This is a genomic window from Uliginosibacterium paludis, from assembly GCF_039631355.1.
Lineage (GTDB): Bacteria > Pseudomonadota > Gammaproteobacteria > Burkholderiales > Rhodocyclaceae > Uliginosibacterium > Uliginosibacterium paludis.
Window position 1 is genome coordinate 1005755 of the sequence record NZ_JBDIVF010000001.1, and the last position, 20487, is coordinate 1026241.

At 65.7% G+C, this 20487-nt stretch carries 22 protein-coding genes, 1 tRNA gene, 1 other RNA gene and 1 riboswitch; of the genes, 14 read left to right on the forward strand and 10 right to left on the reverse strand.

What is annotated here, in order from left to right; genetic code table 11:
- Positions 1 to 235: 235 nt before the first annotated feature.
- From ABDB87_RS04890 to thiS, 5 genes are all read right to left on the reverse strand, one after another.
- The gene (locus tag ABDB87_RS04890; protein WP_345924585.1) at positions 236 to 484 is read right to left on the reverse strand and encodes a GIY-YIG nuclease family protein; all 249 of its coding nucleotides are present in this window, start codon (positions 482 to 484) and stop codon (positions 236 to 238) included.
- 331 nt (positions 485 to 815) lie between these two features.
- Complete coding sequence (gene trmB / locus ABDB87_RS04895) at positions 816 to 1547, reverse strand: tRNA (guanosine(46)-N7)-methyltransferase TrmB (RefSeq protein ID WP_345924587.1); 732 nt, start codon at positions 1545 to 1547, stop codon at positions 816 to 818.
- Between the two features lie 25 nt (positions 1548 to 1572).
- On the reverse strand, positions 1573 to 2178 hold the full coding sequence (locus tag ABDB87_RS04900) for a DUF1294 domain-containing protein (RefSeq protein WP_345924589.1): 606 nt from the start codon (positions 2176 to 2178) through the stop codon (positions 1573 to 1575).
- A gap of 18 nt (positions 2179 to 2196) precedes the next feature.
- Positions 2197 to 2982, reverse strand: a complete 786-nt coding sequence (locus tag ABDB87_RS04905; RefSeq protein WP_345924591.1) for a thiazole synthase — start codon at positions 2980 to 2982, stop codon at positions 2197 to 2199.
- Between the two features lie 20 nt (positions 2983 to 3002).
- The gene (gene thiS, locus ABDB87_RS04910; RefSeq protein ID WP_345924593.1) at positions 3003 to 3206 is read right to left on the reverse strand and encodes a sulfur carrier protein ThiS; all 204 of its coding nucleotides are present in this window, start codon (positions 3204 to 3206) and stop codon (positions 3003 to 3005) included.
- 141 nt (positions 3207 to 3347) lie between these two features.
- Here thiS and ABDB87_RS04915 point away from each other — a divergent pair.
- A tRNA-Gly gene (locus ABDB87_RS04915) sits at positions 3348 to 3421 on the forward strand.
- A gap of 293 nt (positions 3422 to 3714) precedes the next feature.
- Here the strand turns inward: ABDB87_RS04915 and ABDB87_RS04920 are convergent.
- From ABDB87_RS04920 to ABDB87_RS04940, 5 genes are all read right to left on the reverse strand, one after another.
- Positions 3715 to 3912: a hypothetical protein gene (locus tag ABDB87_RS04920; RefSeq protein WP_345924595.1), complete on the reverse strand. Its 198-nt coding sequence runs from the start codon at positions 3910 to 3912 to the stop codon at positions 3715 to 3717.
- A 690-nt stretch (positions 3913 to 4602) separates the two neighbouring features.
- Positions 4603 to 5067, reverse strand: coding sequence for an EVE domain-containing protein (locus ABDB87_RS04925; protein WP_345924597.1), 465 nt, complete (start codon positions 5065 to 5067; stop codon positions 4603 to 4605).
- A gap of 52 nt (positions 5068 to 5119) precedes the next feature.
- A non-coding RNA gene (gene ssrS, locus ABDB87_RS04930) (6S RNA) lies at positions 5120 to 5302 on the reverse strand.
- A 99-nt stretch (positions 5303 to 5401) separates the two neighbouring features.
- Entirely contained in the window at positions 5402 to 5701 is a 300-nt protein-coding gene (locus ABDB87_RS04935; protein WP_345924599.1) for a cell division protein ZapA, read from the reverse strand.
- The gene (locus tag ABDB87_RS04940; protein ID WP_345924601.1) at positions 5698 to 5937 is read right to left on the reverse strand and encodes a cell division protein ZapB; all 240 of its coding nucleotides are present in this window, start codon (positions 5935 to 5937) and stop codon (positions 5698 to 5700) included. The genes ABDB87_RS04935 and ABDB87_RS04940 overlap by 4 nt, the downstream gene beginning before the upstream one ends.
- 24 nt (positions 5938 to 5961) lie before the next feature.
- A riboswitch (cobalamin riboswitch) is annotated at positions 5962 to 6189 on the forward strand.
- A gap of 109 nt (positions 6190 to 6298) precedes the next feature.
- On the opposite strand from ABDB87_RS04940, the gene btuB reads away from it, so the two are divergent.
- The 13 genes from btuB (at position 6299) to cobT (ending at position 20450) form a co-directional block, all read left to right on the forward strand.
- The gene (gene btuB / locus ABDB87_RS04945) at positions 6299 to 8113 is read left to right on the forward strand and encodes a TonB-dependent vitamin B12 receptor (protein WP_345924603.1); all 1815 of its coding nucleotides are present in this window, start codon (positions 6299 to 6301) and stop codon (positions 8111 to 8113) included.
- Between the two features lie 55 nt (positions 8114 to 8168).
- Positions 8169 to 8774: a cob(I)yrinic acid a,c-diamide adenosyltransferase gene (gene cobO, locus ABDB87_RS04950; protein ID WP_345924605.1), complete on the forward strand. Its 606-nt coding sequence runs from the start codon at positions 8169 to 8171 to the stop codon at positions 8772 to 8774.
- Positions 8775 to 8781: 7 nt separating this feature from the next.
- Positions 8782 to 10062 carry a cobyrinic acid a,c-diamide synthase CobB gene (locus ABDB87_RS04955; RefSeq protein WP_345924607.1) on the forward strand — a complete coding sequence of 427 codons (1281 nt, stop codon included), beginning with the start codon at positions 8782 to 8784 and terminating at the stop codon, positions 10060 to 10062.
- On the forward strand, positions 10059 to 10856 hold the full coding sequence (locus tag ABDB87_RS04960) for a cobalamin-binding protein (protein ID WP_345924609.1): 798 nt from the start codon (positions 10059 to 10061) through the stop codon (positions 10854 to 10856). The genes ABDB87_RS04955 and ABDB87_RS04960 overlap by 4 nt, the downstream gene beginning before the upstream one ends.
- Positions 10853 to 11755 carry an adenosylcobinamide-phosphate synthase CbiB gene (gene cbiB / locus ABDB87_RS04965; RefSeq protein WP_345924611.1) on the forward strand — a complete coding sequence of 301 codons (903 nt, stop codon included), beginning with the start codon at positions 10853 to 10855 and terminating at the stop codon, positions 11753 to 11755. The genes ABDB87_RS04960 and cbiB overlap by 4 nt, the downstream gene beginning before the upstream one ends.
- Positions 11739 to 12731, forward strand: a complete 993-nt coding sequence (gene cobD / locus ABDB87_RS04970) for a threonine-phosphate decarboxylase CobD (RefSeq protein WP_345924612.1) — start codon at positions 11739 to 11741, stop codon at positions 12729 to 12731. The genes cbiB and cobD overlap by 17 nt, the downstream gene beginning before the upstream one ends.
- Before the next feature lie 151 nt (positions 12732 to 12882).
- Positions 12883 to 14595: a cobyric acid synthase gene (locus ABDB87_RS04975; RefSeq protein ID WP_345924613.1), complete on the forward strand. Its 1713-nt coding sequence runs from the start codon at positions 12883 to 12885 to the stop codon at positions 14593 to 14595.
- Between the two features lie 163 nt (positions 14596 to 14758).
- Positions 14759 to 15733: a FecCD family ABC transporter permease gene (locus ABDB87_RS04980; RefSeq protein WP_345924615.1), complete on the forward strand. Its 975-nt coding sequence runs from the start codon at positions 14759 to 14761 to the stop codon at positions 15731 to 15733.
- Positions 15730 to 16515: an ABC transporter ATP-binding protein gene (locus tag ABDB87_RS04985; RefSeq protein WP_345924617.1), complete on the forward strand. Its 786-nt coding sequence runs from the start codon at positions 15730 to 15732 to the stop codon at positions 16513 to 16515. The genes ABDB87_RS04980 and ABDB87_RS04985 overlap by 4 nt, the downstream gene beginning before the upstream one ends.
- A gap of 98 nt (positions 16516 to 16613) precedes the next feature.
- Positions 16614 to 17540, forward strand: coding sequence for a cobalamin-binding protein (locus ABDB87_RS04990; RefSeq protein WP_345924619.1), 927 nt, complete (start codon positions 16614 to 16616; stop codon positions 17538 to 17540).
- A gap of 136 nt (positions 17541 to 17676) precedes the next feature.
- The gene (gene cobU, locus ABDB87_RS04995) at positions 17677 to 18198 is read left to right on the forward strand and encodes a bifunctional adenosylcobinamide kinase/adenosylcobinamide-phosphate guanylyltransferase (protein ID WP_345924621.1); all 522 of its coding nucleotides are present in this window, start codon (positions 17677 to 17679) and stop codon (positions 18196 to 18198) included.
- Positions 18195 to 19364 carry a GNAT family N-acetyltransferase gene (locus ABDB87_RS05000; RefSeq protein WP_345924623.1) on the forward strand — a complete coding sequence of 390 codons (1170 nt, stop codon included), beginning with the start codon at positions 18195 to 18197 and terminating at the stop codon, positions 19362 to 19364. The genes cobU and ABDB87_RS05000 overlap by 4 nt, the downstream gene beginning before the upstream one ends.
- Before the next feature lie 6 nt (positions 19365 to 19370).
- The gene (cobT, locus tag ABDB87_RS05005; RefSeq protein WP_345924625.1) at positions 19371 to 20450 is read left to right on the forward strand and encodes a nicotinate-nucleotide--dimethylbenzimidazole phosphoribosyltransferase; all 1080 of its coding nucleotides are present in this window, start codon (positions 19371 to 19373) and stop codon (positions 20448 to 20450) included.
- Positions 20451 to 20487: the final 37 nt, after the last annotated feature.

The following is a 20487-nucleotide window of genomic DNA, read 5'->3' on the forward strand; positions in this document are numbered from 1 at the left end:
ATGGAACTGGCGGAAGCATTCAGGCGCCCCCCCCCCCCCCCCGAAACACAACAACGCGACTCCACGCCGGCCACGCACAAAGCCGTTCGCACTGAGGTATCGAAGTGTGAACGGCCATGGGCCGGGCGAACAAACTCCGTGCATTAAGGATTCTGCCGAGCCCTGGCTGGCGAAAATCAGCGCTGGCCAGAAGATGAAGCAGAAGGCATTTCAGCGCCGCGCCAAACGCGAAACCTCATTCCAGTCGCCGCGGACCATGGCTTCCTTCTTCGCTCGGTTCCAGCCTTTTATCTGCAGCTCTGCCGCCAGCGCTTCTTCCCTCGTCACAAACGCTTCCTGAAATACCAGCTCGAGCGGCAAACGACGCGCCGTGCAGCAAGATCGCGCCGCTCATGTGCTGCTGCATACGAACTTCGAGATCGTCCGTATGTCCGGTGTAGTAGCTGCCGTCCGCGCATTTCAGGACGTAGACGTAAAAGGCCATGCGATTCCCCCGGCGCCTGTTCATGCTTCGATACCTCAGCACGAACGGAATTGAACGACAGCCTCCACGTAGCGCCAACACGCCATTCGGGAAGAACTCGCAGCGACGGGCTTAACGGTCCGCAACCATCAGCCTCCCAAAACAGCTAGCGCCGAGAGCCCAGCCACAAGCATGCTTGCTTCACGCCGGCGCCACCCAAAGCCGTTCGCACTGAGGTATCGAAGTGCGGACGGCTTGGGGCCAAGCGATCAGAGCTCGCGCATTCCCCTGCCGAACCACCGAACCCCGCACAAAGCCTTGGCGAGAGGCAATCCTCCGGCGGCCCCGCAGCTCAATCCTGCTTGCGCCGGAACACCAGATCCCACACGCCGTGCCCCAGGCGCAAACCACGCGCCTCGAACTTGGTGAGGGGGCGGTAGGCGGGTTTTTCGGCGTAGTCGGCCACCGTGTTCTGCAGCAGCGGCTCGGCGGAGAGGGTTTCGAGCATGAACTGGGCGTATTCCTCCCAGTCCGTCGCGCAGTGCAGATAGCCGCCGGGCGCTAGGCGCGAGGCGAGCTGGGCGACGAAGGCCGGCTGCAGGATGCGGCGCTTGTGGTGGCGCTTTTTCGGCCAGGGGTCGGGGAAGTAGACGTGGATGCCGGCAAGCGAATCGGGGGCGAGCATGTCGCGCACCACTTCGGTGGCGTCGTGCTGCATCACGCGCAGATTGGTCAGCCCCTGCTCGTCGATCAGCTTGGCCAGATTGCCGACGCCGGGGCCGTGCACTTCGATGCCGATGAAGTTGGTGTCGGGCAGCGTGGCGGCGATTTTCGCCGTGGTGTCGCCCATGCCGCAGCCGATTTCCAGCACCACCGGCGCCTGGCGGCCGAACACCGCGGCGTAGTCGATGAAGCCTTCCGCGTAGGGAATCTGGACGCGCGGCAAGAGCTCGTCCATGTAGCGCTTCTGCGCGTCGGACATGCGCCCCTGGCGCAGCACGAAGCTGCGGATGGGCTGGCGGGAGAAGCGGCCCGTGGGTTCGCCCTGGGGGGCCGCGTTGTTTTCGTCTTTCTCGTCAGTCATTCTTCAGAACTCTTCAGAAACCGTTTCAAACCCCGAGCGAACGCAGGAAAGCTTGCCCGGGTGGCATCAACAACCATAGCAGCCCCGCGCAGTTGAGCAGCACGGTGAGCCAGAACACGGCCTGGAACTCGGGCTTGGCGTTCTTGTGACGCACCAGGCGCTGGGCAGCGAGGGCGCCGGGCCAGCCGCCGGCGAGGGCGAGCAGGTGCAGGGTGGATTCGCGTGTGCGCCAGCCGCCGCGCTGCGCGGACTGCTTGTCCAGCGCGTAGGCGATGAAGCTTGCCAGACTCAGCCCGGCATAGCCCGCCGCGAGCTGCCAGGGCAGGCGGCCCGCAAGCGTGAGCGCGAACACGGCGACGCAGAACAGGCAGGCGAACACCGGCGCCACACGCCCTTCCCCCGCGGGAGCGGGAGCCGCCGCTTCGCCCACGCGACGCGCCTCGATGGCGCGCGGCCGGCCCTGTGCGTCACGCCCCAGCTGATAGGTGAACAGCATGCCTTCAACAGGCCGGGCGCTGCTGCGCGGCAGGGCGCGAATGTGCAGGAACACGCGCTCGCCGCCGCCATTCGGGGTGATGAAGCCGAAGCCGCGCGCGTCGTCCCACTGGCTCAGGCGACCCTGATAGCGCATCGCCCCGCCCCGCGCCGATCAGCTACCGATCAGGCCCGTGGTGGGCGAGCTGGGGCTGGCCGAGTAGAACTTCTTCGGCATGCGGCCAGCCAGATAGGCTTCGCGCCCGGCTTCCACGGCCTTCTTCATCGCGCCGGCCATCAGCACCGGGTTCTGCGCCTTGGCGATCGCGGTGTTCATCAGCACGCCGTCGCAGCCCAGCTCCATGGCAATGGCGGCATCCGAGGCGGTGCCCACGCCGGCATCGACGATCACCGGCACCTTGAGCTGATCGATGATGAGCTGCAGGTTCCACGGATTGAGAATGCCCATGCCGGAGCCGATCAAGGACGCCAGCGGCATCACCGCCACGCAGCCGATGTCTTCCAGCATCTTCGCCTGGATGGGGTCATCCGAGCAGTACACCATCACCTTGAAACCGTCCTTGACCAGCGTTGCCGCGGCCTTCAGCGTTTCCGGCATGTTCGGGAAGAGTGAGGTCTGGTCACCCAGCACTTCGAGCTTGACGAGGTCGTGCCCGTCGAGCAGCTCGCGCGCCAGGCGGAGCGTGCGCACCGCGTCGTCGGCCGAATAGCAGCCGGCGGTGTTCGGCAGATAGGTGAATTCCTTCATCGGCAGCGCGTCGAGCAGGCTGGGCTCGTTGGCGTTCTGGCCGATGTTCACGCGCCGCACGGCGACGGTAACGATCTGCGCGCCGGAGGCAACAATGGCCTCGCGCGTTTCGGTGAAATCCTTGTACTTGCCGGTGCCGACCAGCAGGCGGGACGAAAACTCGCGATCGCCGATCTTCAACACATCAGTCATGTCTGGTTCCTGAGTCTGGTTCAGCCGCCGCCTACGGCCACAACGATTTCGAGCACGTCACCCTCGGCGAGCTGCGTGGTGGCATGCAGGCCCTTGGGTACGATCTCGCCGTTGCGCTCGACGGCGACACGCTTGCCTACGAGCGACATGTCCTCGAGCAGAGACAGAACGGAACACGGGGCGGACACCTGGCGGGTTTCGCCATTGATCTTGAGCGCGAGCATGGGACGGCGGCTGTTACGGGAAAAATCCGGCCCCGATTTTACCATGCAGGGGCGATCAGCCCCGGGCTGGCATGCAGCAATGACTTGCAGGCGACGCGGCCGGATGGCTACAATCGCCCCTCTTCCTGCCGGAAGCGCAGAGCGGGCGTCGTATAATGGTAATACCCTAGCTTCCCAAGCTAGAGCCGTGGGTTCGATTCCCATCGCCCGCTCCACATCAATCACGCGCAAGTGATTGAGCATGAAAAAAAGCCAAACCACCGGGTTTGGCTTTTTCGTTTCTGGTCCATTTGTCGTTGCTGCCAACCCCGGCTGCACCAAGCACCTTCGACGACTAGGCGTGGAGGTCACCAGCTCGGCGCTAGGCAACATCCTGCCAATCGACTCGCCAAGGTGCATGGAACGCGCTTCTGCCCGAGCCGGGAACTGATTCAGCAGCGAAAATGAAAGAAGCCAGGCAAGCAGCCTGGCTTCGTCAAGGCGACAGCGGCACGGGCCGCTGGAGAGGTCACAGGCTGCGTAGCAGCATTCTCATGCCGTAAGCCTCGACCCGATCGTGATCGCTGATGTAGCGTTCGTCGAGAGACAGTGTCTGGAGCCGGTCCGCAACCAACTCCTGAACGAAGCCTTCTGCCTCCTTTTCCGAGTCAGCATGAAACGGCTCGTGAACAACAAGACTTTTTGGAGAAAATCCGACGCTTCCCATGGCATACCTCCTGACGCATTCTCGGGCACGGCACCCTCGAATTCATCCTATGCCCTGCCGCCGGATTTTGTGATCAGGGTTTGCTGTTAAGCACTCTCCGCAACCGGAAACACCCTTGCAGTGGTCATCAGAGCGAATTCCGGCCTGAACGCCTGTCGTCACTCAACGGGCACAAAAAAACGGGAAGTCACACTGTGGCTTCCCGTCCCAAATAGAGGAAATCCGCTAACCGGATTTCCCTCCCCCTTCGTGCGGTGCTTCACCGCCGCCGACAGCACTGGCTGCCTGCAAAAATTCCGTGCCTTCAACTTGCCGGCTAACCGGGCCCTGAACCCGGGCCCGGTTGCCGTATGGAGCTGCGACCTGTGGTGCGCCCCGTTGTAAGCGTTCTCTCAAGGAACGCCAGTCTCCTCACTCCCCATGGTGTGCCCTGGCGCCTTGCGGTGCGGAGCTGACTCCGTGGTGAGAAGAATTCTTACACATCACCGCCTCTTATGAATACATCAATTGAACTTTTTGCCCCAAAACTTTTTTATCGTGTCGCGAGCGCAACACCTTTCAAATCAACAAGATAAGGGAAAACCCTTAGTCTTTTTTGCGGGCAATCAAAGTGTTTCCCGGAAAACCTTGCGCGCAGAGCCTTGGAGGGTGCGGTTCTGTCGAACTCCGCGCTTCACAGACTCTGAAAACTCACTGCCCCGCCAGCCTCCCGGTGATGAAGGCCCACTCTTCTGGTGTCACCGGCGTAATGGAAAGACGGTTGCCGGGCTGCAGGACCCTCATGCCGGAGAGTTCGGGGACACTTTTGAGACGCGCCAAAGGGATCAATGAGAGTTTGCGTTCGAAACGCACGTCCACGTTGAACCAGCGAGGCGACTCGGGTGTTGATTTCGGATCGTGATACGGACTGGCCGGGTCGAACTGGGTGGCGTCGGGGTAGGCGAGGCTGGCAATACGGGCGATGCCTGCAATACCGGGATGCGCACAGGATGAGTGATAGAAGAATGCCAGATCGCCCGGACGCATGGTGTCGCGCATGAAGTTGCGTGCCTGGTAGTTGCGAACGCCATACCACGGGACGCTTTGGTCAGGCCTGGCCGCCAGGTCGTCGATGCTGCAGTCGGCGGGCTCGCTTTTCATGAGCCAGTAGCGCATGGAGGCCTCATGTGAAAAGAGCGTGAGGCAAACCTGCCTCACGCTCTGGAAGGGATCCCCCGCAAGTGCCGTCGAGCCGTCATCCTGAACCTGGGGTTCAGGGGGTTGCCACTCAACCGCATCAGGTGCGCCCGGCATAAGGGGCGCTCACAACAGCGGGGTGCTGAGCCGGCAACCATGTCACGAAGACATTGGTTCAAGGAGTATGTGGCTCCAACCAACACCGCAGGGGAAAACTGCCGGGGAAACACCGCATCGCGATGTCGCCCTGAATTCTTTATGGACCTTTGCAGCGAAAATTTCCGTGAGGATATTTCCCGACTTCACGAACGGCTCAGAAAAGGTTTTCCTGTTTGCCGGCCACTTTGTCGATCTGCTCGACCATGGCTTCAATTCTACGCTGGTACGCAGGCATGTCCAAGCCTGCCGTGCGTTGCGCCACCACGGCTTCATGCGCAATCATCAGCGCGCACATCACTGCGGTTGACTCGCTGCCCGACGATTGCTTGCCGATGAGCTGCTGCAACTTGTCGTTCACCATTTCAACGGCAGCTTCCAGCGACGCCCGCTCGCCCGGCTTCACCGACACCTGGTAAGCCCGCCCCATGATCTGAATCTGCATGGTGTCACTCATGCGCCATCTCCCTGGGGCAAACGGGCCAGCAGCCCTTCCACGCGCTCGGTCACCACGGCGAGTTTTTCCGTCAGGCGCCGGTTGTCGGCCTGAAGCGTCGCAACACGCGTGGTCAGCTCGCGGTTTTCGAGATGCAGGCCCTTGTATTCGGCAAGCAGTGCGTTCAGGCGCGATTCGAGGCTGGTGAGTTCGGCATCCATCGGGCGATGGTAGTGCGGCGCAGCGAAGGCGGTCAACGCACGTCCGGCGGCTTTCCGATAGAATCCGCGCCAGCTTCAGGTGTCTGCACGGAACCCTTCGTGCAGATTAAACGGGAAGCCGGTGAGTGGTGTCTTGCGACGCCTGCAATGCCGGCACTGCCCCCGCAACGGTAAGCGAGTCACGATGCAGCAGACGGCCACTGTAACGCGGTTACGGGAAGGCGCTGCATCAGGAGGATGACACCTCCGCTCGCGAGTCCGGAGACCGGCCCGGAGCGCATCGAGGCGCATTGCGGAGGGCGATGACCGGAACCCTGCTCTCCCGTTCCGCGACTTCCTTTCCGGCGCCCCGCCCCTCTTGTATATCCCGTGCGGGCGGCACGGAAGGAGCACGATCTTGAACTTCCCACGCAGCAAAGCCCTGCCGGCAGCCATCCTGCTGGCTTTCTCCCATTCCGTTCTGGCAGCAGACACGGAAACCGTTCTGGACGACGTGGTGGTGACTGCCAACCGCGTTGCCCGGACCGCTGAAGACACACTGACCTCCGTCAGCGTCATCACCCGCAAGGACATCGAGCAGAAACAGGCGGCCACCGTGCCCGAGCTGCTCAGTGGCCTGCCCGGTGTCCAGTTCACCAACAACGGCGGCATCGGCAAGAACACCTCGCTCTTTCTGCGCGGCACGAATGACGGTCACACGCTGGTGCTGATCGACGGCGTCCGCGTCGGATCGGCCACGCTGGGCAGCGCCGGCCTGCAGGATCTGCCGGTCGAGCAGATCGAACGCATCGAGCTCGTGCGCGGCCCGCGCGCCAGCCTGTATGGTTCGGAAGCCATCGGCGGCGTGATCCAGATTTTCACCCGCAAGGGTCCGCAACCGGCGGCATTCAGCCTGGGCGGCGGCTCGCGTCAGACCTATCAGGGCTCGGCAACGGGCGGCTTCGGCTCGCAGGACCTGTGGCTCAACGTCGGCGCTTCGGGCTTTGCAACACACGGCATCAACGTGCGCGAAACCGCCAACGAGCCGGACAAGGATGGCTACACCCGCAGCAGCATGAACGTGCGCGGCGGCGGCCGTATCGGCCAGTCGCTGAACTGGGATCTGCAGACCCTGCACACCGAAGCGCGCAACAAGTACGACGGCAATCCGAACGTCACCGATGTGAAGCAGGATCTCTACACCGGCAACCTGCAATACACGGCAAACGCCCGCTACAACACCTCCCTGCGGCTGGCGCAAAATCTTGACGCCTCGACCAACCTGAAGGAGGACAACTTCTCCTCCCGCATCGACACCCGTCGCAGTCAGGCCAGTTGGCAGAACGATTTTTCGCTGGCGGAAGGCCAGCAGCTGGTCGGCGGGCTGGACTATGTCTATGACGAAGTCCTGAGCAACAGCGCCTTCAGCCGCACCAAGCGCAGCAATCGCGCAGCCTTCGCGGAGTATCTGGGCGAATTCGGTCAGGCAGACCTCCAGCTCTCCGCACGTCATGACAGCAACGAGCAGTACGGCCACCACAACACCGGCAGCATCGCTGCGGGCTACAGCTTCTCGCAGGCCCTGCGCGTCCGCAGCAGTTACGGCACGGCCTTCAAGGCCCCCAGCTTCAATGACCTCTACTACCCCTCGTCGGGCAACCCGAACCTGCAGCCCGAAACCTCGCGCACGATCGAGGCAGGCGCCGGTGGCAAGCTGGGGCAGTTCAGCTGGGATGCCAGTGTCTTCAAGACGCGCATCAACAACCTGATCGCCTGGGCGCCGGATGCTTCCGGCAACTACGTGCCGGGGAATGTCTCCCGCGCGCACATCACCGGTCTGGAACTCTCGGCGAGCCAGAAATTCGGCAACACGACGGTCGGTGCCAGCGCCACGCTGCTCAATCCCAAGGATCACTCGGGTGGCGCGACCGAAGGCAACCTTCTGGCGCGCCGTTCGCGCCAGAGCGGCCGCATCGACGTCGACCAGCTGATCGGCCAGTGGAGCGTCGGAGCCTCGCTCAACGGCACGGGCAAGCGCTATGACGCCGCCAACAACACGGTGAAGATGGGCGGCTACGCCACCGCAGACCTGCGCGTGGAATACCGCTTCAACCCCGAGTGGCGCATCCAGACGCGTGTCGAGAACGTTTTCGACAAGCGCTACCAGACGGTCAGCACCTATAACCAGCCGGGTGTGGGCGCATTCGTCACCCTGCGCTACCAGCCGAAGTAAGCTGCACCGACCGCAGCCGGCCACCTGCCGGCTGCCCCCGCATACGGAGAGACTGATGAGCGACAGCGAACGCGAAACCCGCCACAAGGCGCGCATGGCCCGCAAGAAAGCCGTGATCGACGCTCATATTGCCGCGGCCGACGAAGAACGCGGCCTGCTGCTGATCAACACCGGCAACGGCAAGGGCAAGAGCAGCGCAGCCTTCGGCGTGCTGGCCCGGGCACTTGGCCACGGCTTGAACTGCGCCGTCGTGCAGTTCATCAAGAATCGCTCGGACACCGGCGAGGAAGCCTTCTTCCGCGACCATCCCCGCGTGAAATGGCATGTGATGGGTGACGGCTTTACCTGGGACACCCAGGACAACGCCCAAGACACCGCCACCGCGCGCGTCGCCTGGGAGCAGGCGATGGTCTATCTGAAGGATCCGGCGATCGACCTGCTGATCCTCGACGAATTCACCTACACGCTCAAATACCGCTGGCTGCCGCTGGACGAGGTGACGCATGAACTCGACGGCCGCCCGGCCATGCAGCATGTGATCATCACCGGCCGCGCCGCGCCCGAAGGCCTGATCGAGATCGCCGATACGGTGACGAGCATGGAACTCACGAAACACGCTTATCACGCCGGAGTGAAAGCCATGCCCGGCATCGAATGGTGAGCGCCCGATGAGTTGCCGCGCCTTTCTGATTGCCGCACCGGCCTCGGGCCAGGGCAAGACCACCGTCACCGCCGCGCTGGCCCGCCAGGCGCGTGCGCGCGGCGAACGGGTCCGTGTGTTCAAGACCGGGCCGGACTTTCTTGACCCCATGATTCACGAGGCCGCCAGCGGCGCGCCCTGCTACCAGCTGGACCTCTTCATGGGCGGGCTGGAGCACTGCCGCGCCCTGCTCGCGCAGGCGGCGCAGGAAGCGGACCTGATCCTGGTCGAAGGCGTGATGGGGCTCTTCGACGGCAAACCGTCCAGCGCGGACCTGGCACGTGCCTTCGAACTGCCGGTGCTGGCCGTCATCGATGGCAGCGCCATGGCCCAGACCTTCGGAGCCCTGGCGCATGGCCTCGCAAGCTTCCAGCAGGGGCTGGAATTTGCCGGCGTGATCGCCAACCGCGTCGGCAGCGAGCGTCATGCCAATATGCTGTTTGAATCCCTGCCGGCGCACATTCCCGGCCTCGGCTGGCTGCCACGCGAGGGCGCGATCACTCTGCCGGAACGCCATCTCGGCCTGCTGCCTGCCGCCGAGCTGGCCGACCTGGAAAGCAAGCTGGACAAGGCTGCCAGCGCGTTGCGCTTCGACCCCTCGCTGCTGCTGGAATGGGAAGGAGTTTCCAATTCCCCACTCCCCACTCCCCACTCCCCATTGAAAGGCCGACGCATCGCCATCGCGCGGGACGCCGCCTTCTGCTTCACCTATCCCGCCAACCTCGACACCCTGCGCGCACTGGGCGCCGAGCTGTGTTTTTTCTCACCGCTCCATGATGGTGGCCTGCCGGAGTGTGACGCCCTCTGGCTGCCGGGCGGCTATCCGGAACTGCATGCCGCGCGCATCGCCGGAAACGAATCCATGCAGTTGGCATTGCTCGCTCATGCCTCGGCCGGCAAGCCGCTGCTCGCTGAATGCGGCGGCATGATGGCGCTCTTCGAGACGCTGGTGACGGCAGACGGCGCCATGCACAACGGCTTCGGCCTGCTCGAGGGCAGCGCGCTGATGCAAGGCAAGCTCGCCGCGCTCGGCCTGCAGGCTGTCACCCTGCCGGAAGGCGAGCTGCGCGGCCACAGCTTTCACTACTCCCGCGCCGAAACACCGCTCTCGCCCATCGCCCGAGGCACGAATCCCAATGGCGGCGGAGCGGCCGAAGCGGTCTATCGCGCGGGCCGCATCACCGCGAGCTACATCCACTTCTACTTCCCCTCCAACCCGGACGCGGTCGCCGCGCTGTTCTCGGCATGAGCGGCGCGCAACGCATCGTCTGCCTGACGGAAGAAACCACCGAGACGCTCTACCTGCTCGGCGAAGAGGCGCGCATCGTCGGCATTTCCGGCTACACCGTGCGACCCGAGCGGGCCCGCAAGGAGAAGCCCAGGGTCTCGGCCTTCACCAGTGCGAAGATCGACCGGATCCTTGAACTCGAACCGGATCTGGTGATCGGCTTCTCCGATCTGCAAGCCGACATTGCCTCGCAACTGATCCGCAGCGGCATCAATGTGCTGATCACCAATCAGCGCAGCGTCGAGGAAATCCTGCAAACGGTGTTCACCATCGGCGCACTGGCCGGCGTACCCGAGAAAGCCGCCGCACTGGTCGCCGAGTTGCGTGCCGGCATCGATCGCGTCGCCGCCGAAGCCGCCACCCTGCCGCGCCACCCGCGCGTGTATTTCGAGGAATGGAACGAGCCGCTGATCTCCGGCATCCGCTGGGTCGCCGAGCTGATCGTGCTGGCCGGCGGCGAAGAGAGCTTCCCGGAACTCAAACAGCATAAATCGGCGAAGCAACGCATCATCGCCGACCCGCTGGAAGTGGTGCGCCGCGCACCAGACATCCTGATCGCCTCCTGGTGCGGCAAGAAATTCCAGCCCGAGCAGGTGCTCGCCCGCGCGGGCTGGGCCACCGTAGCTGCCGTGCGCGACGGCGAGCTGTACGAGATCAAGTCCTGCGACATCCTGCAGCCCGGCCCCGCCGCACTCACCGACGGCCTGCGCCAGCTCGCCGCAATCATCCGCAACTGGGCGGAGCGCCGGGCATGAGCCTCACGCTCTCCATCCTGCTCGGCGTGCTGCTCGATCGCCTCTTCGGCGAAGTGCCGCGCTGGCATCCGCTGGTGGGCTTCGGGCGCTGTGCCGGCTGGCTGGAAAAGCGCCTGAACACGGACAGCATCCTGCGCGGCGCGCTGGGCTGGGCGCTGCTGGTGCTGCCGCCCGTCCTGCTGGCGGCGCTCGCCTCGCGCCTGCCTGCGGGCTGGATCGTCGATGGCATCGCGCTGTACTTCGCGCTGGGCGCCCGTGCGCTCTCCGAACACGGCCAGGATGTGAGCATGGCCTTGCAGCATGGCGACATGGAGGAAGCGCGCCGCCGCGTGGGCTATCTGGTCAGTCGCGAAACCACCCAGATGGATGAGGAGCAAGTCGCGCGCGCGACGGTGGAATCGCTGCTCGAAAACGGCAACGACGCGATCTTCGGAGCGCTCTTCTGGTGTGCCCTGGCCGGCGCGCCGGGAGTGATCCTGTACCGGCTCGCGAACACGCTGGACGCGATGTGGGGCTACCGCAATGCGCGTTTCGAGCGCTTCGGCAAAGTCGCGGCACGCATCGACGATCTGCTCAACCTGATCCCCGCCCGCCTCTGCGCACTCAGCTACGCGCTGCTCGGCCACACGCACACGGCGCTGGCCAGCTGGCGCGCGCAGGCCGGCAGCTGGAGCAGCCCCAACGCCGGCCCGGTGATGGCCGCCGGCGCCGGCAGCCTCGGCCTGCAGCTTGGCGGTGCGGCGATCTATGAGGGCGTGCGCGAAGCGCGTCCGACGCTGGGCAGCGGTCGGCCGGCCAACAGTGCCGACATTCCGCGCGCGTTATGCCTGATCGCTCGCAGCCTGTGGCTCTGGCTGCTGGTGATAGGCTTCGGAGATGCACTTGTCACCCTCTACTGATCTCGCCCATGGCGGCCGCCTGCGCGCGGCCGCGCATGAATTCCGAATTCCGCTGCAGCATTGGCTGGATCTTTCCACCGGCATCAACCCGCAGGGCTGGCCAGTACCGGCACTACCCGCCGAAGTATGGCGCCGCCTGCCCGAGGACGACGACGGCCTCGCCATGGCCAGCCTTGCCTATTTCGGCGGCCAGCGCGTGCTGCCATTGGCCGGCAGCCAGGCCGCGATCCAGATCCTGCCGCAGCTCTTCACACCGCGCCGGGTAGGCATCCTCTCGCCCTGCTACGCCGAGCACTTCAAGGCCTGGCATGGCGCCGGGCATGAAGTCGAGCTGATCGACGATGCCGACGCGGAGCAAGCCGTGGAGCGCGTCGATGTGCTGCTGCTCGCCAACCCGAACAATCCCACCGGCCGGCTTCTGCCGCCCGCCCCCCTGCTGGACTGGCATGCGCGGCTGGCCGCACGCGGCGGTCTGCTGGTCGTAGACGAAGCCTTCATCGACGCCACGCCGGAAGCAAGCGTGCTCAGGGCGGCCAGCGAGCCGGGCCTGATCGTATTGAGATCACTGGGCAAGTTCTGGGGGCTGGCCGGCATCCGCTGCGGCTTTGTAGCCGCCGAGAATGCCATCCTCGATCAACTCGCCGAACGCCTCGGCCCCTGGACCGTGTCCGGCCCGGCGCGCTGGGTGGCGCAGCGCGCGCTGGCCGACCGCGCCTGGCGCGAAACCACGGCGCCCGCCCTGCTGGCTGCAAGCGAACGCCTCGCCGCCCTGCTCGCCACCCACGGTCTGCCCTCGCCCTCAGGCTGCGCACTCTTCCGCTGGGTGCCCACGCCGCTGGCCCACGAACTCTTCACCGCCTTCGCCCAGCGCGCCGTGCTCACGCGCGAACATGACGGCGGCCTGCGCATCGGCCTGCCGGGCGCGGAGGAAGAATGGGCGAAATTCGAAGCTGTGCTCGCAGAGGTCATGCGATGAGCCGAACGGTTTTCGTAGGGTGGGTCAGGCCGCAGGCCGTAACCCGCCGATCAAAAGATTTCCGGTCGCAAAGCGGCCGCGTGCTCACAACCGGTGGGTTACGCGGCAAGCCGCTAACCCACCCTACGCAAATCTCCACGGGGGGCCGCGCATGAGCGCCCGCACCCTCATGGTTCAAGGCTGCACTTCAGATGCCGGCAAGAGCACCGTGGTTGCGGCGATCTGCCGCTGGCTGGTGCGCCGGGGCGTGCGCGTCGCGCCCTTCAAGCCGCAGAACATGGCGCTGAATTCCGCCGTCACGGCTGACGGCGGCGAGATCGGCCGGGCGCAAGCCGCGCAGGCCATGGCCTGCCGCATTCAGCCTTCCACCGACATGAACCCGGTGCTGCTGAAACCCAATACCGACGTCGGCGCGCAGGTGATCATCCAGGGCCATGCCATTGGCAACATGGATGCGCTCGATTACCACGCCTACAAGGCCACCGCGAAAGCCGCCGTGCTCGATTCCTTTAGCCGCCTGTGCAAGCAGTACGAGGCCGTAATCGTGGAAGGCGCCGGCTCGCCGGCCGAGATCAATCTGCGTGCGAATGACATCGCCAACATGGGCTTCGCCGAAGCCGTGGATTGCCCGGTGATCCTCGTCGCCGACATCGATCGTGGCGGTGTTTTCGCGCATCTGGTCGGCACGCTTGAACTGCTCTCTGAGTCTGAGCAGGCACGTGTGAAAGGCTTCGTGATCAACCGCTTCCGTGGCGATATCGCCTTGCTGCAGAGCGGACTGGACTGGCTGGAAGCGCGCACCGGCAAGCCGGTGCTGGGCGTGCTGCCCTATCTGCACGGCCTGCAGCTGGAAGCGGAGGACGCAATTTCACCACCCCCGCTCCGGCAAGAAACGCCGGAGCGCCCCCCGAGGGGGCCGGAAAAGTCTTGGGGCGGCCCGGCGACTTTTCCGGATGCCCGCGATGTCGTTTCGCCCACGAGCGAAGGCCAGCGATTGCGCGTCGTGCTGCCGGTGACGCCGCGCATTTCGAACCACACAGATTTCGATGCATTGAGAATGCATCCGCAAGTCGATTTCCGTTTCATCGGGCCGGACGAAGCAAGTCAGGCTTCGGGCCGCCCCAAGCCTGACGCTACCCCCTCGGGGGGGGGGGTGGTCGCTTGCGGACACACCGGGGGCTCACATATCCCGAGTGCCGACCTGATCATCCTGCCCGGCTCCAAAGCCGTGCGCGCCGACCTCGCCTTTCTGCGCCAGCAAGGCTGGGACGCCGCGATTGCCAAACACCTGCGCTACGGCGGCAAAGTGATCGGCATCTGCGGCGGCTTCCAGATGCTGGGCAAAGCCATCGCCGACCCTGAAGGACTTGAAGGCGCACCGGGCGTGGCAGACGGGCTGGGCTGGCTGGACATGCAGACCACGCTTGCGCCGCAGAAGCAATTGCGCAATGTGCAGGGCTCGTTGAGCCTGGGTAATGCGCCGGTACGCGGTTACGAAATCCATGCGGGAATCACGACCGGCCCGGCCCTCGAACACCCAGCCTGCCGCGTAGCCCGGATGGAGGCCGAGGGCCGGAATCCGGGAGCGGGCGCCGGAGCCCCCCCGGATTCCGCTACGCTGCATCCGGGCTACATTCCGGATGGTGCGATCTCGGCGGACAACCAGATCCTCGGCACCTACCTGCACGGCCTCTTCGACTCACCCGCCGCCTGCGACGCGCTGCTCGCCTGGGCCGGCCTCGCGGAAGCGAAATCGCCGGACATTACCGCGCTGCGTGAAGCGAGCATCGAACGGCTGGCCGACACCGTCGAAGCGTTCATGGATACAGACAAGCTGAGGGCGATTCTGGAGGGCCGAGCGTGATGGCAGCGACGGTTTTCGTAGGGTGGGTTAGCGGCTTGCCGCGTAACCCGCCGGTCCATGAGTTTCCAGCCGCGCTGCGGCTGCATGCTGATTTACGACCGGCGCAGTTCGCTTCGCTCAGTGCGCCCTACGCCCCACTCCTCACCCCTCACGCCTCGCTCGCATGACCCTCAAACCGCCCCCCCTCACCCTCGCCCTGCTGCTCACCGCCCTCGCGGTGCCGGCCGCGTTCGCGCTGGGCCTGCTCTCGGGCTCGGCAGGCTGGGGCTGGCCGAGCGAGGAAATTTTCTGGCTGATCCGCCTGCCGCGCGTGCTCGCGGCCTTCGGCACCGGTGCCGCGCTGGCCCTGGCCGGCGCGCTGATCCAGCTGGTCACCCGCAACCCGCTCGGCGACCCGCATGTGCTGGGCGTCACCAGCGGTGCCTCGGTCGGCGCCCTGCTGATGCTGATGCTGGCGCCAGCCGGCCTGCTGCTCGCGCCCGAGCTGGGCGCCGTTCTCGGCGCACTGGCTGCCATGACATTGGTCTTCGCGCTGGCCTGGCGCAGCATGGGTCGCGGCCTCGCCCCCAGCGCCTCGCCCGGCACGGTGATCGTGCTGCTGGTGGGGGTGATGATCGGTGCGGCCTGCGGCGCGGCGGTGTCTTTCATGCTGGCGATGGCCAATGATCAGCAGCTGCGCAACATCGTGTTCTGGCTGCTTGGCGACCTGAATGGCGCAGCACTCTGGTGGCCGGTGTGGGCTGCTACGAGTCTCGCCCTGCTGCTGGCCTGGCCACGCGCGCAGGAGCTGGACTGGATCGCGCGTGGCGATGCCTGGGCGTGGACGCTGGGCGTGCCGGTCGCCAAGCGCCGCCGCCTCGCCATCTTCGCGGCCTGCCTCGCCACCGGCGCGGCCGTCGCCACCGCCGGCAGCATCGGTTTCGTGGGCCTCGTCGCGCCGCACATCGTGCGCCTCACCGGCCTGCGCGCAGCACGCGTGCTATTGCCTTTCTCGGCCGTATTCGGCGGCGTGTTTCTGGTGCTGGCCGACACGGTGGCGCGCACCGCGATCGCCCCCGCCCAGCTGCCGGTCGGCGTGATCTCGGCGGCCGTGGGCGTGCCGCTGTTCCTGATGCTGCTATTGCGGAGGCGGGCATGACCACGCTGACCCTGAACAAGCTCTGCCTGAACGCCGGCGGCCAGCCCGGGGGACGGCTGCTGATCGGCGAGCTCTCGCTGAACATGCAGGCAGGCGAGCGCTGGGTGCTGCTGGGGCCGAATGGCGCGGGCAAGTCGACCCTGATCCTTGCGCTCGCCGGACTGCTGCCACCCAATGCCGGCGGCATTCTGCTCGACAACAAGCCGCTCGCGGCCTGGAGCGCTGCGGCGCTCGCCCGCCAGCGCGCCTGGTGCCCGCAGTTCTGGCTTGATCCGTTTCCCGTCAGTGCCTGGGAAACAGTGGCCTGCGCGCTGCTGGCGCTGCACCCCGAATTGGCTGCGGCCGAGATCGAAGCCCAGGCACGCACAGCGCTGGCCGATTTCGACGTCGGCCATCTGGCAGACACCGATGTGCGCCAGCTCTCCGGTGGCGAGCGTCAGCGCGTGGCGCTGGCCACCGCCTGTGCGCAAGGTGCGCCGCTCTTGTTGCTGGATGAGCCCAGCTCACATCTGGACTGGTCGCATCAGGCCCTGCTGCAGGCGCGGCTCAAGGCCTGGGCAGCAAAGGGCGGTACGGTACTGGTCGCCGTACATGACCTGAATCTCGCCTGGACGCTCGCCACCCACGCACTGCTGCTCGATGGCAAGGGCGGTGCAGTGCACGGCCCGCGTGAGGCGGTGCTGCGGGCCGACACATTGTCAGCGGCCTACGGCGTGCCGGTGAGCCTGCGCGAAGAGCATGACGCGAGATGGTTCCGCGTCGACCTGGAGAATTCCGTATGAATATCTTGAAGCGGGTGATGGTTTTCGCAGGGAGGGTGAGCGGCTTTTTGCGTAACCCACCGGTTGTAGGCTTGCGGCCGCAACGCGGCCGGAAACTGATGGATCGGCGGGTTACGGCCCTCGGCCTAACCCACCCTGCGGTCATTCTTTTCACGCTGTGTGCGAGTCTCGCCCACGCCGCTCCCATCACGGTGAAGGACGACGCCGGCCAGACGCTCACCTTGAAAGCCCCGGCGCAGCGCGTGATCGTGCTCGCCCCCAGTCTCACCGAGATGGTCTATGAAGCCGGTGGTGGAGAGCGCCTGGTGGGTGCCGTCGAATACAGTGATTTCCCGCCCGCTGCGCAGAAGCTGCCGCGCATCGGCAGCAACCAGAAACTGGATCTGGAGCGCATCGCGCAGCTCCGCCCCGATCTGGTGCTGGTGTGGTATCACGGCAACGCGCAGCGCGAAGTGGAACGTCTGCGCGCCCTGAAAATCCCGATGTTCTATCTGGAACCGCACGGCATCGCCGACATCCCCGGCGCGCTGGAGCGCATTGGTCGCCTGCTCGGCACTGACGCCACCGCGAGTGCCGCCGCCACGCGCTTTCGCGCCCGCCACACGGCCTTGCAGCGCGAATACGCCGGCCGCGCGCCGCTGCGCGTGTTCTACCAGATCGCACAGAAGCCGCTGCTCACGATCAACGACCAGCAGATCATCTCGGACGTGATTCGCCTCTGCGGTGGCGTGAACGTGTTCGGCAAGGAGCCGGCATTGGTGCCGCATCTCTCCACCGAAAGCGTGGTCGCCGCCAATCCGGATGTCATCCTCACCGCGAAGATGGGCGGTGGTGGCGAAGACGCGCTGCGCGCGATGGACGAGCCCAGCCTCGCGGACTGGCTGAAGTTCGGCTCGCTCAGCGCGGTGAAGAACCGCCAGCTGTGGCTGATCCCCGGCGACCTCATCAGCCGCCACGGCCCGCGCATCCTCGATGGCGCGCAGGCGGCGTGCCATGCGCTGGACGACGCGCGGAGGAAACCATGAGGGCCGGAGGCGTAGGGCGGGTTAGCGGCTTGCCGCGTAACCCGCCGATCAATCAATTTCCGGCCGCAAAGCGGCCGCATACCCACAACCGGCGGGTTACGCCTGCGGCTAACCCACCCTACGAAAGGCTCCCCGCATGAGCGCCCACCTGATCCTCGGCGGCGCCCGCTCCGGCAAGAGCCGCTTCGCGCAGGGCATCGCCGAAGCGCATGCCGGTGACATCGAGCTGATCGTCACGGCCGAAATTCTTGACAAGGAAATGCGCGAACGCGTCGCCAAGCATCAGGCCGAACGCCCGGCGCACTGGCACGTCACCGAGGCGCCGCTCGATCTGCCCGCAGCCGTCGCCCGCCTCGCCCAACCCGGCGCCTGCGTGCTGGTGGACTGCCTGACCCTGTGGCTCTCCAACATCCTGTGCACGCAGCCGGACACACTGGAGCAGCGTGTGCAGGCGCTGGGCACGGCCATCCAGGCAGCGCAAGGCCAGTTACTGCTCGTCTCCAACGAAGTGGGCTGGAGCATCGTGCCGGAGAACAAGCTCGCCCGCCTTTTCCGCGACGAGCAAGGGCGGCTGAATCAGCGCGTCGCAGCGCTGTGCGACGAGGTCACGCTGGTCGCGGCCGGCCTGCCGCTGCGTCTCAAGGGAGGCGGCGTTTGAAGCAGGAACTGCATACCGCACGGCTGCGGCTCTCACTCGTCCAGATCGGGGACATGGCACAGCTGCTGGCCTATGAGCTGCGCAACCGGATCACTCATGCTGCGCACGGGCCGCAGCGCGCGGACGCCGACTTCACCGAGGACGCCTGCTTCCGCAGGATCGAGGCCCAGCTGCGCGCGGCCCGGGCAGGCTCCGGCTACCGCTGGCTCATCCGGCTGAAGGATGAGCCGGGGCAGATCATCGGCCATGTCGCGATCACCTCGATCCAGCGCGAGGTACGTCACGCCGGCATGCTGGGCTACGGGCTCGACCTGGATCACACCGGTCGCGGGCTGATGACTGAAGCCGCCTCAGCCGCGATTCGCCATGCCTTCGAGCATCTGAACCTGCACCGGATCGAGGCCAACTACCGCCCCGACAATGCTGCCAGCGCCGGCGTGCTTGCCCGATTGGGATTCGAGCGAGAAGGCTTTGCGCGCCAGTACATCCGGCTCGACGGCGAATGGACCGATGTGGTGCTCAATGGGCTGTGCAATCCAGCCTGGAAGGCGCCGCTTGCACTGCAGGTGACCGACGCACCCGACGCCTATCTCGCGCCTTGCGAAGTCATCGACTTCGAGCATCCCGCCATTCAGCACAAGGCCGCAGCACTCCGTGCTGCGCATGCTGATGTCCTGGAGCTCATTCAGGCCAGCTTCGAATTCGTGCGCGACCGCATTGCCCACAGCTGGGATGCTCGCCAGGGGCCGGTGACGCTGAGGGCCTCCGAAGTCCTCGAAACCGGCTATGGCTACTGCTATGCCAAAAGCCATCTGCTCGCAGCGCTCCTGCGTGCCAATGGCATTCCTGCCGGACTGTGCTACCAGCGGCTCTCGGTGGGCGACACCGGCGCGCCCTACTGCCTGCACGGCCTGAACGCGGTGCTGCTGCCCGGCTTCGGCTGGTACCGGATCGATGCGCGCGGCAACAAGCCCGGCGTCGAAGCCGAGTTCGACCCGCCTCGCGAACGCCTTGCGTTCAAACTTCAGGATCCGCAGGAAACGGATTTTCCGCAGATCCACGCCCGCCCGCTGGCAGTGGTGACCTCCGCCCTTCGCGCCGCACCCGACATCTTCCGGCTGCACGATCAGCTGCCGGATCTTTCACCCGATTCAAACCCCGCCTGAACGACCATGACGCTCTCATTCCACATTGCGCCCCTCTCGCGCGACCTCGCCCCCGCCCTGCAGCATCGCCTCGACACGCGCACCAAGCCGCTCGGCAGCCTTGGCCGCCTCGAAGCCATCGCACTGCAGGCCGGCCTGATCCAGCAGACGCTGACACCGCAGATCAGCGCAGCACGCATCGCCGTGTTCGCCGGTGACCACGGTGCCGCGAAGGCCGGCGTCGGTGCCTATCCGCAGGAGGTGACCGCGCAGATGGTGATGAACTTCCTCGCTGGTGGTGCTGCGATCAATGTGCTCTCGCGCCAGGCACAGCTGGCGGTGTCGGTGATCGACTGCGGCGTCGCAAGCGATGTTCCCGACACAAGCGGGCCGGGCGTGGAATATGTCATCGCCAAGCAGGGCTACGGCACGGCCAACTACCTGGAGCAGGCAGCCATGACGCCGGCGCAACGCGACGCCGCGATCGCCCGCGGAGCTGAGCTGGTACGCGGCTGGCAGGCGGCGGGCTGCAATGCCATCGGCTTCGGCGAGATGGGTATCGGCAACACCTCCACGGCCAGCCTGCTGACCCATTTCATCACCGGTGCAGCACTTGACGATGTCATTGGCCGCGGCGCCGGGCTGGACGACGCCGGCCTCGCGCGCAAGCGCGGCTTGCTCGCCCGGGCCGCAGCGCGCGTCGCCGGCCGCCAGCTCGATGCGCTGGAAGCGCTGGCCGAGTTCGGCGGCTTCGAAGTTGCCACCATGGTTGGCGCCTGTCTGGCGGCGGCCGAAGCGCGCATGCTGATCGTGGTCGACGGATTCATCGTCACCAGCGCATTGCTGGTCGCCCACGCGATCAACCCGGCGGTGCTGGACTACTGCGTGTTCGCCCACGGCAGCGCCGAGCCGGGCCATGTCGCCCAGCTCAGGCACCTTGGCGCCGAGCCGCTGCTGCAACTGGGCATGCGCCTGGGCGAAGGCACGGGGGCGGCCAGCGCCTTCCCGCTGATCCGCGCCGCGCTGGCCTGCATGAACGAAATGGCGGGGTTTGAGGATGCGGGCGTAAGCGAAGCTTCTGCGGGAGTCGTGAGTGGGGAGTCGTGAGTCGCAACATCGGCCCGCATTCCCACTCCCGACTCAC

What these genes read in the sequence shown, in the direction of transcription:
- ABDB87_RS04890 (WP_345924585.1), bottom strand. Translation starts at nt 484, where the DNA reads ATGGCCTTTTACGTCTACGTCCTGAAATGCGCGGACGGCAGCTACTAC.
- trmB (WP_345924587.1), bottom strand. Translation starts at nt 1,547, where the DNA reads ATGACTGACGAGAAAGACGAAAACAACGCGGCCCCCCAGGGCGAACCC.
- ABDB87_RS04900 (WP_345924589.1), bottom strand. Translation starts at nt 2,178, where the DNA reads ATGCGCTATCAGGGTCGCCTGAGCCAGTGGGACGACGCGCGCGGCTTC.
- ABDB87_RS04905 (WP_345924591.1), bottom strand. Translation starts at nt 2,982, where the DNA reads ATGACTGATGTGTTGAAGATCGGCGATCGCGAGTTTTCGTCCCGCCTG.
- thiS (WP_345924593.1), bottom strand. Translation starts at nt 3,206, where the DNA reads ATGCTCGCGCTCAAGATCAATGGCGAAACCCGCCAGGTGTCCGCCCCG.
- ABDB87_RS04920 (WP_345924595.1), bottom strand. Translation starts at nt 3,912, where the DNA reads ATGGGAAGCGTCGGATTTTCTCCAAAAAGTCTTGTTGTTCACGAGCCG.
- ABDB87_RS04925 (WP_345924597.1), bottom strand. Translation starts at nt 5,067, where the DNA reads ATGCGCTACTGGCTCATGAAAAGCGAGCCCGCCGACTGCAGCATCGAC.
- ABDB87_RS04935 (WP_345924599.1), bottom strand. Translation starts at nt 5,701, where the DNA reads ATGAGTGACACCATGCAGATTCAGATCATGGGGCGGGCTTACCAGGTG.
- cobO (WP_345924605.1), top strand. Translation starts at nt 8,169, where the DNA reads ATGAGCGACAGCGAACGCGAAACCCGCCACAAGGCGCGCATGGCCCGC.
- ABDB87_RS04955 (WP_345924607.1), top strand. Translation starts at nt 8,782, where the DNA reads ATGAGTTGCCGCGCCTTTCTGATTGCCGCACCGGCCTCGGGCCAGGGC.
- ABDB87_RS04960 (WP_345924609.1), top strand. Translation starts at nt 10,059, where the DNA reads ATGAGCGGCGCGCAACGCATCGTCTGCCTGACGGAAGAAACCACCGAG.
- cbiB (WP_345924611.1), top strand. Translation starts at nt 10,853, where the DNA reads ATGAGCCTCACGCTCTCCATCCTGCTCGGCGTGCTGCTCGATCGCCTC.
- ABDB87_RS04975 (WP_345924613.1), top strand. Translation starts at nt 12,883, where the DNA reads ATGAGCGCCCGCACCCTCATGGTTCAAGGCTGCACTTCAGATGCCGGC.
- ABDB87_RS04980 (WP_345924615.1), top strand. Translation starts at nt 14,759, where the DNA reads ATGACCCTCAAACCGCCCCCCCTCACCCTCGCCCTGCTGCTCACCGCC.
- ABDB87_RS04985 (WP_345924617.1), top strand. Translation starts at nt 15,730, where the DNA reads ATGACCACGCTGACCCTGAACAAGCTCTGCCTGAACGCCGGCGGCCAG.
- ABDB87_RS04990 (WP_345924619.1), top strand. Translation starts at nt 16,614, where the DNA reads ATGGATCGGCGGGTTACGGCCCTCGGCCTAACCCACCCTGCGGTCATT.
- cobU (WP_345924621.1), top strand. Translation starts at nt 17,677, where the DNA reads ATGAGCGCCCACCTGATCCTCGGCGGCGCCCGCTCCGGCAAGAGCCGC.
- cobT (WP_345924625.1), top strand. Translation starts at nt 19,371, where the DNA reads ATGACGCTCTCATTCCACATTGCGCCCCTCTCGCGCGACCTCGCCCCC.